The organism is Brucella tritici (assembly GCF_008932285.1).
Lineage (GTDB): Bacteria > Pseudomonadota > Alphaproteobacteria > Rhizobiales > Rhizobiaceae > Brucella > Brucella tritici.
This window is the reverse complement of record NZ_WBVY01000003.1, coordinates 275,695-288,426: the sequence shown is the minus strand read 5'-3', so window position 1 is coordinate 288,426 and position 12,732 is coordinate 275,695. Positions and strand designations below refer to the sequence as shown.

The window sequence follows — 12,732 nt, the reverse complement described above, 5'->3', positions numbered from 1 at the left end:
TCGCACCCGGCTCCTCTAGATGCCGGACGCCAGAAACTTATTTCTTATTCTTTATCTTCAGCTTCGCCCGATGCGACTTCACCGGACGGCTCGCCCGCTTCTTCGCTACCGAGGTCGTCACCGGGAATGCGGCCTTCGCGCAGGGCCTTGTCCTTACGCAGCGCATCGCGGATCAGGTCATCAGTCAGCACGAGGCGTGCATCAGAAATCAGATCGAATGGAATGCGCACGACAGGTTCGCTGCCGTAGGAAATCTGGTCGCTTTCAATCACGACTGATTCCGTATCGCCCAGAACGATGCGACCGCGGAATTTCTTGCGGCCTTCGTGCACGATGGAGGTTTCCACCTTTGCAATATGACCGGCCCAATCGGCAAAATCCGACTTACGGACCAGCGGACGATCGATACCCGGAGACGAAATCTCCAGATGATATTTTCCACTAATGGGATCTTCCACATCGAGCACCGGCGCGACTGTGCGGCTGACCAGTTCACAATCATCGACGGTCATCGTGCCATCAGGACGTTCGGCCATGATCTGCAGGGTCTGGCCGTTCAATCCCGAGAGACGTACGCGCACCAGCCGGAAGCCCAGCGTATTGATGACGGGCTCGATAATGGAAGCCACTTTCGCATCGATACCCGTCTCGCGAATGATGCGCTCATCCGCGCCTGTTGCGAGCACTTCTGCTTCGTTTGCCTGAACCTGTTCCGTCAACCTAAAAACCTTTCAAAAGGCTGGAAAGCCTCTTCAAGTTAGCCGTAAGTAACAAAAAAGAGCGGGACCGGGTGGACCCACTCTTGTTCAAACGACCAAGAATTTGAGATTTATATACCAGCGGAAGCGGATTTTTTCAAGACCGCTTCTGACGTTCGATTCATTCCCTTCGCTGCTGGTAGCTTCAACGGCGAATGAAGGTCAGATAGGCGGCACGTCGTCCTTCACGAAAAGCCTTTGCCTCATAGCGCGTGCCAGGCCAGCCTTCATAAGCGTCGTTCCAGTCGGAAGAGCCTTCCGCCTGCCAGTCGAATGCCGGATGGCGGCGACAATGCTGGAGCGTCCAGTTGACATAATGTTCAATGTCCGATGCAAATCGGAATTTCGCACCGGGTTTCAGAACTCGAGCGAAGCGGTCGAGATTGGCATCGCTGACGAAACGGCGTTTCCAGTGGCGACGCTTGTGCCATGGATCGGGATAGAAGAGATCGATACCCGACAAGGAGGCGTCCGGCAGCCAGTCCAAAACCGCCGTCGCATCTTCGTCGTAGAGACGCAAATTTGATCGCGGTTCGCCATCCAATGCCGCCAGCATTTTGGCCATGCCGTTGACGAAAGGCTCAACGCCAATGAAACCTGTCTGCGGATAACGGCCTGTCTCATGGTGCAGATGCTCGCCGCCGCCAAAACCGATTTCCAGACGCACAGCATCGACCTTTGCTTCAAAGAGCGTGCACAAATCCTGCGGCGCGGACTTTTCGACATCAATCTTCAGGCGCGGCAGAAGATCCTCGAACAGGTTCTTCTGATGGTTGCGCAAGGGCTTGCCGTGGCGACGGCCGAAGAAATTTCCGGCACCGCGCAGAGGATGAGATTCTTCGGTCATATTTTATCCATCGGCATCATATCAGGTTCAAATAATAAAAGAGCGCGATCCAAGACCGCGCTCCTCGAAAATCGTCGGGACACATAGCGTCAAGCGGCTCGCGATGCAACTTTTCGCCGGAAAAGTTACGCCACTGCTGCTTTCAGCGCCTTGGTGAGGTCCGTCTTCTCCCAGGAGAAGGAACCGTCACGGCCCGGCTTGCGACCGAAATGACCATAAGACGAAGTCTTGGCATAGATCGGCTTGTTGAGGTCAAGATGCTTGCGAATGCCGGTCGGCGAGAGGTCCATGACCTCTCGGAGTGCTTCTTCGACCGCAGATTCGGCCACCTTGCCTGTGCCATGCAGATCGACATAAACCGATAGCGGCTGGGCCACGCCGATGGCATAAGAAAGCTGGATCGTGCAGCGGTCGGCAAGACCAGCAGCAACGACATTCTTGGCGAGATAGCGCGCTGCATAAGCGGCGGAGCGGTCAACCTTGGTCGTGTCCTTGCCCGAGAATGCACCACCACCGTGCGGAGCGGCACCGCCATAGGTGTCCACGATGATCTTGCGGCCAGTCAGACCGGCATCACCGTCCGGACCGCCGATGACGAACTTGCCGGTCGGGTTGATGTACCAGTTACAGGTAGCTGCAATCGGCAATTCGCCGAGCGCTTCCCGGATATAGGGCTCGACAACCGAACGCACCTTCTTAGAATCCCAGCTTGCATCCAGATGCTGCGTGGAAAGTACGATCTGCGTCACCTCAGCGGCCTTGCCATTCTCGTAGCGCACAGTGACCTGGCTCTTGGCGTCAGGCCCGAGCTTGCCTGCGTCACCCTCACCCTTGTGGCGGGCTTCGGAGAGCTTTTCGAGAATCTTGTGCGAATAATAGATCGGCGCCGGCATGAGGTCCGGGGTTTCGCGGCAGGCATAACCGAACATGATGCCCTGATCGCCTGCACCCTCTTCGCCCTGACGGTCAGCGGCGTTATCCACACCTTGCGCGATATCAGCAGACTGCGGATGCAGAAGCACGTCGATCTTTACGGTCTTCCAGTTGAAGCCGTTCTGTTCGTAACCGATCTCCCGGATCGCCTTGCGGGCCGCCGAACGGAAACGGGAAGGATTGATCAGCGGATGCCCGGCAGCATCGTGTGCGACAGTGCCATCCTTATTCTTCTTCAGGAACGTATCCGGCACACGCACTTCGCCGGCAATGACCACGCGATTGGTGGTGGCAAGCGTTTCGCAGGCAACACGGACAGACCACGGATCGACGCCAGTGCGGCGCGCTTCCTTGTAGATCATGTCCACGATTTCATCGGAGATGCGGTCGCAAACCTTGTCCGGATGTCCTTCGGACACAGATTCGCTGGTGAAGAGATAAGAACTGCGCGACACGGGTAACCCCTCTTGAAAATCCAACGGAGAATACCTCCGCCTTGGAAACACAGTAGCGCCCGGAACAGGTTCCAGCGTTCCGGGCACGGTAATGTGTTAGCGAAGTTAGGATTAAACCGTCAATGCATATTCTTGTTGCGACCGCGCCTCGACGGGAAATTTCGTTCCAGGCGGCAGTTCCTACCAACTTAGGCGCTGAAATTCGCAAAATCCGGCGGGACACGGCTATGTCCCGCACTTGCCGCTTTTCCGGGATATGAAATTCAGTCAGCGTCCGCAGCGAGCGACTTCACGAGATCGATGATCTTGCGACGCACTTTCGGATCTGAAATTTTCGTGAAGGCGCGGGTCAACTGAACACCTTCATTGGAATTCAGGAAATCGACCACATAGGTCGCTTCATTGTCTTCTGCAAAACCGGCCTGGTTCGAGGAACCCGGTGCATCTTCGAAAAAGAAGGAAACCGGGACATTCAGAATAGCCGAGATCGCCTGAAGGCGGCTTGCACCGACGCGGTTGGTGCCTTTCTCGTATTTCTGGATTTGCTGAAACGTAATTCCGAGGCTTTCGCCAAGCTTTTCCTGACTGAGGCCCAGCATGTTACGGCGGAGACGGATGCGGCTGCCGACATGCACGTCAATTGGATTGGGCTTCTTTTTATTCTCAATCATACAACTGTCACTCCTCGCAGCTGCGAGCTTTCATTCATGCTCTGTTCATCTGAACAGCGATAACAATAAGTTTTGGGAGGTAGTCTGACGATTTTTCCGCAAAAACCGTCGCCGCTGCGCCATAACAACGTATCAATATTAGTCTGTCAATGAAAACGCCTGCCGATTGGCAGTCGGAAAGCCACGCTCAACACGAGTAAGGTTAACAGCGCTACCAGAGATTGTCGTGAGCCGGGTGGCGTGCCCCAAAATGGTGCACGAGATGACGGTAGGTAAGCGTCAATTACCCCTACAGCGTCATGCGCAAGGCCGTCAGTGATTCGACCATAAGCATCAACGACAGCTGAAAGACCATTATTAGCTGCACGAATGAGGGGGAGCCCCTGTTCCACGGCGCGCACCTGAGCCTGTCGGAAATGCTGATACGGGCCGGGTGTATCACCATACCACGCGTCATTTGTCACATTGATGATAGCGCTGGCTCTTTGGCCCGAATATCCAAGCTCATCCGGAAAAATGGCTTCGTAGCAGATCAGCGGCAGGAAGGTCTTGCCGTCTTTCACGTTCAACGCTCGGCGCGTCGTACCGGCGGTAAACCCGCCCGGCATTTCCACCACTTCCTGAAGTCCGAGCCTGCGCAGGAAATTCTCATAGGGAAGATATTCGCCGAAGGGAACAAGGTGCACCTTGTCGGCGGCGTCAACTATGACGCCGCGATCATCAATTGTGTAAATGGAATTATAGTAGCGCGGTTCACCGCCACCAGCTGCCTTTTCTTCTCGAACGGCACCGGTGAGCAACATCTGCCCGTCCTGCAAAACCTCGCCGATACGTGACAGAGCCTCGGGCGTTGATGTGAGAATATAAGGAACTGCTGTTTCCGGCCAGATGACTACATCGGGTTTCGGCTTGCCTTCGGCAGGTGCTTCGCCGGTCAACGACACCAGCTTGTCGAATATCGACCGACGTTCGGCATTATCCCATTTCATGGTCTGGGCAATAGAAGGCTGTACGATTCGAACCGCAGGCGAGCCTTTTTCCTCACCGATTGCTGGTGCCTTTGAAAGCGTCCAGGCACCGAAACCAACGTGACCGGCGATAAGCATCAAGGCAAAGACAATACCCGTCCTTGCAAACCGTCCGCCAATCAGCAGAGCCGGCGCGGCAAAGACAAAGACGGCCAATGTGCTCATTCCGATCAGGCCGAGCACTGCAACCGACTGCATCAGCAGCGGGGTCGGCATGATGGCATAGCCGATGGCGTTCCACGGAAAACCGGTGAACAGGAAAAGGCGCAGCCATTCTGCCAGTGCAAAACCGAAAGCCAGCGCGAAGATGCGCCCCAAACCATCCGACCAGAAGATGCGTGCAACCATGGTTGCAAATGCATAAAACAACGCCAAGAACGCAGGCAGGCCCAGAACTGCAAGAGGCAGGGCCCATGCAAACTGGTCTGCATCAACCAGCAGCGCCGTGCCGATCCACCACAGTCCGGAAACGAAATAACCGAAACCGAACCACCAGCCAACCATGGCGGCTGGGAGGAGACGGCGCACCGGCCCGGCGTTCGCTTTCGCAATGGCTCCGTCAATCAGCCAGACCAAAATGGGGAAGGAAACGAAACCCGCGACGAAAACATCAAATGGCGACTGGGTCAGCGTGGCGAAGGCACCACTCAGAAAAGCGGCCAGCGCACGACGCCAGCCGCTCGAAAGAATGATTTTCCCCGCCAGCCTTTCGATCATCAGGCCTCTTTGGGGTCGTCAGTTGCGGCTTCGACTTCTGCGGGCTGTTCTCCCGGCTTAGGAGATACGACCGCGCGTTGCTGGCGGCGGCGGTCAGCCGCTGAAAGCGGCACGATGCGCACTTTCTTCACCCGGCGCGGATCAACTTCCAGCACATGGAATTCATAGCCCGGAATTGCCTGCACGACTTCGCCGCGAACTGGAATTCGCCCGAGAACCGAAAAGATGAGACCGCCAACCGTGTCGACGTCCTCGCCATGCTCGCCGACTTCAAAAGACGGGCCAATTTTTGCGGCCAGCTCTTCAAGATCGGCGCGCGCATCGACAACGAAAACGCCGTCGGCTTCTTCAGCGATCATGATTTCTTCGTCGTCATGCTCATCTTCGATATCGCCGACAACCATTTCGACGATGTCTTCCAGCGAAACCAGACCGTCGGTACCGCCATATTCATCGATGACCAGCGCCATCTGGATATGAGTCGCCTGCATGCGTGCCATCAAGCCGCTTGCCATCATGGATGGTGGCACGAACAGGACCTTGCGCATGAGATTGAGTTCACCGATCGTCTTGGTAAGATCGATACGGCCCATGTCGAATTTGGCGGCTTTGTCTTCGGCCGTCGCCTTGCTGCGCGCACTGCTACGGCGCGTGGTTTTCTGACGAGCCTGCTTGGTGATGTAATTGAGAACATCACGGATATGGATCATGCCACGCGGATCATCCAGCGTTTCGGCATAGACCGGCATACGCGAATGGCCGGACTTTTCGAAAAGCTCCAGCACCTCCCAGAGAGGCGTGGAAATTTCCACTGCCTCGACATCGGCGCGCGGGATCATCACATCTTCGACGCGGATTTCGCGCAGGCGAAGGATGTTGTGCAGCATCGCCTTTTCTTCAGGCGAGAATGCGGAATCCTGCTCGCTTGCCGTGCTGGAAAGGGCATCGGCCAGATCTTCGCGCAGCGAAGATGATTGGCGCGAGCGCATGAACGGGAAAATATTAGACAAAAGGGAACGCTTCTCGGCCACTACAGGCCGTTGCGTACTTTGCCCTTCGGCGTCTTGAGTCTCGCTGCGATTCTCGCCAGCGGACGGGGGGTGCGATGTTTGATCAGCCATGGTCAATCGTTGTTAGGGTCTTATTCGGATACAGCATAAGGGTCCGGGATGGCAAGAGCATGAAGGATTTCACGCTCGCGCCCCTCCATCACATCCGCTTCCGCATCGGTTTCGTGATCGTAACCCAAAAGGTGCAAAAAACCATGCACGACGAGGTGAGCGAGATGGTTTTCGAGCGGCTTGCCCTCTTCACGGGCCTCGCGCTCGACAGTCTCCCGCGCGATGATGATGTCGCCCAGCATCGGCCCCGGCTGCGCCCCTGCCTTGACCGGAAAAGCCGGAAATGACAGCACATTCGTCGGCTTGTCCTTGCCGCGCCATTCCGCATTCAGGGTCTGGATCGAGGCATCGTCGGTGAAGACGACACTGAGCTCGCTTGCCGCGCTTTTCAGCCCAAGATTAGCCCAGGCGGCCTCGACCGATTTTCTGACGAGCCCTTCAAGGGCGGTCTCATCCGGCCAGTTGCCAGCTTCAACCATGATATCGATATGGATCGCGTTATTTGACACGTTCTGCGGCGGCTCTCCGTGCTGGCTAGCCGCATCATCCTTTCAGTTACAAGAAAGCTGTCTGCCAAGAGCGGTTCCCATTTTCGGGAGACAGCTCGAAAAGACAGACAGCATCTTTTAGATCGTGATTCCAATAGGCAATTGCAAGATTATTCCGAACGCGCGTGCTGCTTGCCGTCGCGGTCGTAAGCGCCGACGATTGCCGCCACCAGTGGATGACGTACAACGTCTTTCTCTGTAAAGCGCACCTTGATAACGCCCTCGACCTCGTCCAGCACGCGAAGCGCTTCCACGAGGCCTGACTTCTGGCCCGGCGGAAGATCGATCTGGCTCGGGTCGCCATTGACCATCATACGTGATCCCTCGCCGAGACGGGTCAGGAACATCTTCATCTGCATGGATGTCGTGTTCTGCGCCTCATCGAGAATGACCGCAGAATGCGCGAGGGTACGCCCACGCATGAAGGCAAGCGGCGCGATTTCGATCACACCTGCCGTAATCGCACGCTCAACCTTTTCGGCAGGCATCATGTCGTAAAGCGCATCGTAAAGCGGGCGCAGATAAGGATCGACCTTTTCCTTCATATCGCCTGGCAGGAAGCCCAGTCGTTCGCCCGCCTCGACAGCCGGACGCGACAGAATGATGCGCTCCACCAGACCGCGTTCCAGCAGCATCGCCGCATGGGCGACGGCAAGATAGGTCTTGCCGGTTCCGGCGGGGCCGACGCCGAACACCAGCTCCGACCGGTCGAGCGCGCGCATATAGGCATCCTGCGTCGGCGTGCGGGCAAAGATGGTCTTCTTGCGCGTGGAAATCTGGGCTGCGGAAAGCTTGCCCTTGTTTTCCATGGTCGGTAGCGTCAGCTGGTCATCGGCAGCGATTGCCATTCGCAAGGCGCCGTCGACATCCGACGCCGTCAGCTCATGACCCTTCTGCAAGGTTTCATAAAGATGATCCAGTGCACGCCGCGCCTGCTCGGTCGCGGTCGGTTCGCCCCGGATCGAAAGCTGGTTCCCCTTGGAGCGGACATCCACGCCAAGCTTCTGTTCGATACGGGCCAGATTTTCATCGAACTGACCGTAAAGCGCGATGGCAAGACGGTTATTGTCGAAGGTGAGCACGATGTGGGCCATATCCGAGGCCCCGGTCGTCGGGCTTTTTTGCGTTTGATTGGTTGGCTTGGCAGACTTCAGCTTTTCCGTAGCGCTCAACCGTATCTCCTTAAAGCACAATCCTGAAAAGTTGCAGGCTTTTCAGACCAGATTATGCGTGAGCGCAAACCGTTCACGCATTGCAATCACAGTCTCGACAGGATTACCGGCAAGCGACTCAAAGTGCCGAAATTTTCTGCCTCGACATCATCATGCCTTCAGGCCAGTTTTTGCGCAATAAGGCTATTGGTCCCTGTGGACGTGATTTTCACATGAATGATGTCGCCGACCTGGTCATTGTTGTCATCGATGATGACAGGCAGGAGCCAAGGCGAGCGGCCAACCATCTGGCCAGCAATACGGCCCGGCTTTTCGAGCAGCACATCCATCTCGCGACCAATCATGGAATCCTGAAACGCATATTGCTGTTCTGACAGAAGCGCCTGGAGACGCTGGAGACGCTCATCCTTCACCGCTTCTTCCACGTGATCGGGCAGATCGGCGCCTGGTGTACCGGGACGTGGCGAATATTTGAACGAATAGGCCTGCGCGTAATTGACCGTGCGTACCAGTTGCATCGTGTCTTCGAAGTCCTGATCGGTCTCACCGGGAAAGCCGACAATGAAATCACCCGACAGCGCCAGATCTGGCCTCACTTCGCGAATACGCTCGATCAGACGCACATATTCATCCGCCTTGTGACGACGGTTCATCGCCTTGAGAATACGGTCCGAGCCGGATTGTACCGGCAGATGCAGATAAGGCATCAACTGACGCAGGTCACGGTGGGCGGCAATCAGGCTGTCGTCCATGTCGCGCGGATGGCTGGTCGTATAACGAAGACGGGCAATGCCCGGAATGCGTGCTAGGCGAAACAGAAGTTCGCCCAAGCCCCATTCGCGACCATCGTCACCAGCGCCGTGCCAGGCATTGACGTTCTGGCCGAGCAAGGTCAGTTCGCGCACGCCGCTATCGGCAAGGCGCTCGGCCTCGGCCACGATCTGCTTCACGCTACGCGAAACTTCCGAGCCGCGCGTATAGGGAACCACGCAGAAGGTGCAGAACTTGTCGCAGCCTTCCTGCACAGTGAGGAAAGCAGAAACACCGCGTTTGCGGGTTTCCTCGCGCTTGGGCGACGGCAGATGTTCGAATTTGTCTTCGAGAGCGTATTCCGTCTCGACTACCTTTTCGCCGCCGCGAACGCGCGCAAGAGCATTGGGCAGGCGATGATAGGTCTGCGGGCCGATGACGAGATCGACATTCGGCGCACGGCGCAGGATTTCCTGTCCCTCTGCCTGCGCCACGCAACCTGCGACGCCAATGGTCAATTCCTTGCCATTTGCTTCGCGCGCGTCCTTCATCTTGCGCAGACGACCGAGCGCGGAATAGAGCTTTTCCGACGCTTTTTCGCGAATATGGCAGGTATTGAGCAGAACCAGATCGGCATCGTCTGGCGTATCGGTCGCAACATAGCCTTCCGCTGCAAGGCTGTCGGCCATGCGCTGGCTATCGTAGACGTTCATCTGGCAGCCATAGGTTTTTACGAAAACCTTGCGCACATTTGGGCGTTCTGCCGTGGGCTCGAGATCGGTGATATTGTCGCTCATGCGCGGCTATCTACAGCTTTTGTCACCAATTTGAAAGGTGACATTCTGAACAACTGGCTGAACACTTGGCTAAACGCCCGATCGAGCAGTTGTCACTCTTCGGGAATCTCGCGCCCCAGCAACGCACTTTGCAAAAGCGCACGCACCCTGTTTTCCATCGTACGCGCCAGCGCCTTGCGATCTGTCTTGGACGTTACGACGACCGGCTCACCGAAACGCACTTCAACGTCGATGGCGCCTTCGCGCAAGATACCTTTCAGGTGCGGCATCAGCTCGACGTCGCCCGGCCAGGAGGCAATCGGGCGGAAATAACGGCCCATGGCCATGCCATGAACCCCTGTATAGGCGATGGCAACCGGTTGAACCACGACTTCGGGTACATTGGCTTCCTTGATCGCAGCGTGCGCAGCACCGAAAAGCGCCGTCTTGAACGGCAGAACGCGATTGCCATCCGAGGTCGTGCCTTCAGCGAACAGCACCATAGCATCGTCCGTTGCCAGACGCCTTGCGATTTCGGATGTCTGTTCACCCGTCTTGCCCCGGCGCTCACGCTCAACGAAAACAGTGCGCTGCAAAACAGCAAACATGCCGAAGACAGGCCACTTCCTGACTTCCGACTTGGCGATGAAGGAAACCTGACCGACCGTCGACAGAACGATGATATCGCTCCACGAGATATGGTTGGCGACAAGTAGCAGAGGCCGACCCTCGTGCATCTGGCCGACGGTCTTGATGCGAAAGCCGAACAGGCGTGCAGCAATACGATGGAAAAAGGTCGGCAGACGCCGCTTCCAGTTGTTCTTCAGCTTAAGCAACAGATACTGAACTGGAATAAGCGACAGACTCAATGCGACCATCGCCGCGACGACGAGAAAGATGCGGATTGCTCCGATCATCGTGGCCCCGCCGGAGCAAGGCTCAGGTCGCGACGCAATATCAGCGCAGCCGAACGCCCATTCGCTGTTTCATAGTAAGCGGGACGGTCACCGACCTTCTGGAAACCGAGACGACGATAAAGTGCCTGTGCGGCAACATTGGCCTCATCCACTTCCAGAAAAAGCGTTTCAGCACGCTCCTGATAGAGATGACGCAACACGGCATCCATCAGCGCGCGCCCGACGCCCTGGCGCTGCACATCACGCGCGACGGCAATGGTCAGGATTTCCGCCTCACCTGCCACCAGACGAGCCAGCACGAAACCACAGGCATCGTTCGGTTTGCCTTCCGCACGGGCAACAAAACCGAAAACCGTATCCTGTGCGATCAGCGATCTGAAATCGTCGGAACTCCAGCCGTGATGGAAAGCGACTGCATGAATACGCTGGATCGCATGACTGTCCTGTGCGCCAAGCGACTCCACCGAGATTTGTCTGCGACCGAAACGCCCAAACGGTAAGCCCATCATCGGCTATTCTCCGGTGGCCTTGCGCGGCAGCGCAAAACCGATCTGCGGCTTCGCATCCGGCCCACGCATATAAAGCGGCTTTGGCGCATCGCCAGGCTGGCGCGAGCTTGCCTGACGCGCATAGATGCCGATTTTCGCTGTCGGCTCAACCGGGCCAAGTGTGAAGCGACAGCCGATCACTTCATTGATCGCAGGGGCCGCGGAGCCTGCAAGAACCGTATTTGCTGCCTGCGAAACGGCAAGAGCCTCCGCTTCCTCTCGCGACAGAACCAGTGGCTTCGCACTCGGCAAGCCTTTCGCATCGAATGATTGCGCATAAATCTCGCCGCGATGCGCATCGAGAAGAACCAGAACTGGCTTTTCCGGCGACAGAGACTGTGTTTCTGCGGCCAGCGCTTCGAAGGCCGTGACACCGATGGCAGGAACGTCGAGCGCCAGTGCAAAACCGCGTGCCGCCGAGACACCGATACGGACGCCGGTAAACGACCCTGGCCCGATATTGACCGCTACCCGATCCATATCGCGGAGCGATAGTTTCGCCTCTCTCACAGCACGTTCGACATAGTCCATCAATACTTCCGCATGTCCCTTGCCGATGTTTTCGCTTACATCGGCAAGCACGATATCGCCGTCGGAATTGTAGACAGCAACGGAACACCACGAAGCGGCAGTATCAAGCGCAAGTATCTTCATGCGCAATCGGGTAAATCAGATTTCGCGTCACGACAAGCCAAGTCTTGTCCAAAGGCTGGATCAAGTCCGTTTTTAAGCATTCCCTTGGAACAAAAACCGGCGATATGCATTTCGTCATCGGGTGCGGGAATATTTTTATGTTGTCCTGACGGCGACAAGGCCCACCCGGCAATCGAACCTCATAAGGATCTGGCGGGTTCGTTCGCTTTTGGAATAGCTGCCCGTGATTATGAGCGACATCTCCCAGCCGCTCCATGCCGGATCGAACAAAAGGATATGAGGATAAAATGTCCAAGAAGTCGATGCATGCAACCCGCAACGATCTTCCTTCCAATACGAAGACGACAATGATCGCGCTGCTGAATGAAAACCTCGCCGCGACAATCGATCTTGCCCTCATCACCAAGCAGGCACACTGGAACCTTAAGGGACCGCAGTTCATCGCCGTTCATGAAATGCTGGATGGCTTCCGCGACGATCTTGACGAACATGTCGACACGATTGCCGAGCGCGCCGTACAGATCGGCGGGACGGCCTATGGCACCACGCAGGTCGTGGCCAAGGAAAGCAAGCTCAAGCCTTATCCCACCGACATATATGCCGTTCACGATCATCTGCTTGCACTGATCGAGCGTTATGGCGACGTCGCCAATCTTGTGCGCAAGTCGATCAAGGATGCAGATGATGCAGGTGATGACGATACGGCGGATATTTTTACCGCCGCGTCCCGCAGTCTCGACAAGGCATTGTGGTTCCTTGAGGCCCATGTTCAGGAAAAGAACTGACCTCGCAGATGCAATGAAAAGGCCGGGAAATTCCCGGCCTTTTCTATTTCGC

General features: G+C 56.4%; 13 protein-coding genes. 1 reads left to right on the top strand and 12 read right to left on the bottom strand.

Features of this window, described 5'->3' with window-relative positions:
• Positions 1 to 44 precede the first annotated feature (44 nt).
• From rimP to tsaB, 12 genes are all read right to left on the bottom strand, one after another.
• On the bottom strand, positions 45 to 719 hold the full coding sequence (rimP, locus tag F9K94_RS11255; RefSeq protein WP_061344676.1) for a ribosome maturation factor RimP: 675 nt from the start codon (positions 717 to 719) through the stop codon (positions 45 to 47).
• 184 nt (positions 720 to 903) lie between these two features.
• Complete coding sequence (gene trmB / locus F9K94_RS11250; RefSeq protein WP_061344675.1) at positions 904 to 1,605, bottom strand: tRNA (guanine(46)-N(7))-methyltransferase TrmB; 702 nt, start codon at positions 1,603 to 1,605, stop codon at positions 904 to 906.
• 125 nt (positions 1,606 to 1,730) lie between these two features.
• Positions 1,731 to 2,993 carry a methionine adenosyltransferase gene (gene metK / locus F9K94_RS11245; protein WP_061344674.1) on the bottom strand — a complete coding sequence of 421 codons (1,263 nt, stop codon included), beginning with the start codon at positions 2,991 to 2,993 and terminating at the stop codon, positions 1,731 to 1,733.
• 263 nt (positions 2,994 to 3,256) lie between these two features.
• Positions 3,257 to 3,664: a helix-turn-helix domain-containing protein gene (locus tag F9K94_RS11240; protein WP_010657769.1), complete on the bottom strand. Its 408-nt coding sequence runs from the start codon at positions 3,662 to 3,664 to the stop codon at positions 3,257 to 3,259.
• Positions 3,665 to 3,810: 146 nt separating this feature from the next.
• Positions 3,811 to 5,409, bottom strand: a complete 1,599-nt coding sequence (gene lnt, locus F9K94_RS11235; RefSeq protein ID WP_151645682.1) for an apolipoprotein N-acyltransferase — start codon at positions 5,407 to 5,409, stop codon at positions 3,811 to 3,813.
• Positions 5,409 to 6,530, bottom strand: a complete 1,122-nt coding sequence (locus F9K94_RS11230; protein ID WP_061344672.1) for a hemolysin family protein — start codon at positions 6,528 to 6,530, stop codon at positions 5,409 to 5,411. The genes lnt and F9K94_RS11230 overlap by 1 nt, the downstream gene beginning before the upstream one ends.
• A 20-nt stretch (positions 6,531 to 6,550) precedes the next feature.
• Positions 6,551 to 7,039, bottom strand: a complete 489-nt coding sequence (gene ybeY, locus F9K94_RS11225) for an rRNA maturation RNase YbeY (protein WP_081104404.1) — start codon at positions 7,037 to 7,039, stop codon at positions 6,551 to 6,553.
• A gap of 149 nt (positions 7,040 to 7,188) precedes the next feature.
• Positions 7,189 to 8,250 (bottom strand): PhoH family protein, encoded by a 1,062-nt coding sequence (locus F9K94_RS11220; RefSeq protein WP_192799495.1) that lies wholly within the window; start codon positions 8,248 to 8,250, stop codon positions 7,189 to 7,191.
• A 158-nt stretch (positions 8,251 to 8,408) separates the two neighbouring features.
• Positions 8,409 to 9,797 carry a tRNA (N6-isopentenyl adenosine(37)-C2)-methylthiotransferase MiaB gene (gene miaB / locus F9K94_RS11215; protein WP_151645678.1) on the bottom strand — a complete coding sequence of 463 codons (1,389 nt, stop codon included), beginning with the start codon at positions 9,795 to 9,797 and terminating at the stop codon, positions 8,409 to 8,411.
• A gap of 92 nt (positions 9,798 to 9,889) precedes the next feature.
• Positions 9,890 to 10,693 (bottom strand): lysophospholipid acyltransferase family protein, encoded by an 804-nt coding sequence (locus tag F9K94_RS11210; RefSeq protein ID WP_151645676.1) that lies wholly within the window; start codon positions 10,691 to 10,693, stop codon positions 9,890 to 9,892.
• Positions 10,690 to 11,202, bottom strand: a complete 513-nt coding sequence (rimI, locus tag F9K94_RS11205) for a ribosomal protein S18-alanine N-acetyltransferase (RefSeq protein WP_151645674.1) — start codon at positions 11,200 to 11,202, stop codon at positions 10,690 to 10,692. Before rimI ends, F9K94_RS11210 begins: the two co-directional genes overlap by 4 nt.
• A gap of 3 nt (positions 11,203 to 11,205) precedes the next feature.
• The gene (gene tsaB / locus F9K94_RS11200; RefSeq protein WP_061344668.1) at positions 11,206 to 11,895 is read right to left on the bottom strand and encodes a tRNA (adenosine(37)-N6)-threonylcarbamoyltransferase complex dimerization subunit type 1 TsaB; all 690 of its coding nucleotides are present in this window, start codon (positions 11,893 to 11,895) and stop codon (positions 11,206 to 11,208) included.
• 287 nt (positions 11,896 to 12,182) lie between these two features.
• Here tsaB and dps point away from each other — a divergent pair, with 287 nt between their 5' ends.
• Positions 12,183 to 12,680 carry a DNA starvation/stationary phase protection protein Dps gene (gene dps / locus F9K94_RS11195; protein ID WP_061344667.1) on the top strand — a complete coding sequence of 166 codons (498 nt, stop codon included), beginning with the start codon at positions 12,183 to 12,185 and terminating at the stop codon, positions 12,678 to 12,680.
• Positions 12,681 to 12,732: the final 52 nt, after the last annotated feature.

Excerpts from the sequence above, each read along its gene's own strand:
- trmB (WP_061344675.1), bottom strand. The coding sequence starts at position 1,605 with ATGACCGAAGAATCTCATCCTCTGCGCGGTGCCGGAAATTTCTTCGGC.
- F9K94_RS11240 (WP_010657769.1), bottom strand. The coding sequence starts at position 3,664 with ATGATTGAGAATAAAAAGAAGCCCAATCCAATTGACGTGCATGTCGGC.
- lnt (WP_151645682.1), bottom strand. The coding sequence starts at position 5,409 with ATGATCGAAAGGCTGGCGGGGAAAATCATTCTTTCGAGCGGCTGGCGT.
- F9K94_RS11230 (WP_061344672.1), bottom strand. The coding sequence starts at position 6,530 with ATGGCTGATCAAACATCGCACCCCCCGTCCGCTGGCGAGAATCGCAGC.
- miaB (WP_151645678.1), bottom strand. The coding sequence starts at position 9,797 with ATGAGCGACAATATCACCGATCTCGAGCCCACGGCAGAACGCCCAAAT.
- F9K94_RS11210 (WP_151645676.1), bottom strand. The coding sequence starts at position 10,693 with ATGATCGGAGCAATCCGCATCTTTCTCGTCGTCGCGGCGATGGTCGCA.
- rimI (WP_151645674.1), bottom strand. The coding sequence starts at position 11,202 with ATGATGGGCTTACCGTTTGGGCGTTTCGGTCGCAGACAAATCTCGGTG.
- tsaB (WP_061344668.1), bottom strand. The coding sequence starts at position 11,895 with ATGAAGATACTTGCGCTTGATACTGCCGCTTCGTGGTGTTCCGTTGCT.
- dps (WP_061344667.1), top strand. The coding sequence starts at position 12,183 with ATGTCCAAGAAGTCGATGCATGCAACCCGCAACGATCTTCCTTCCAAT.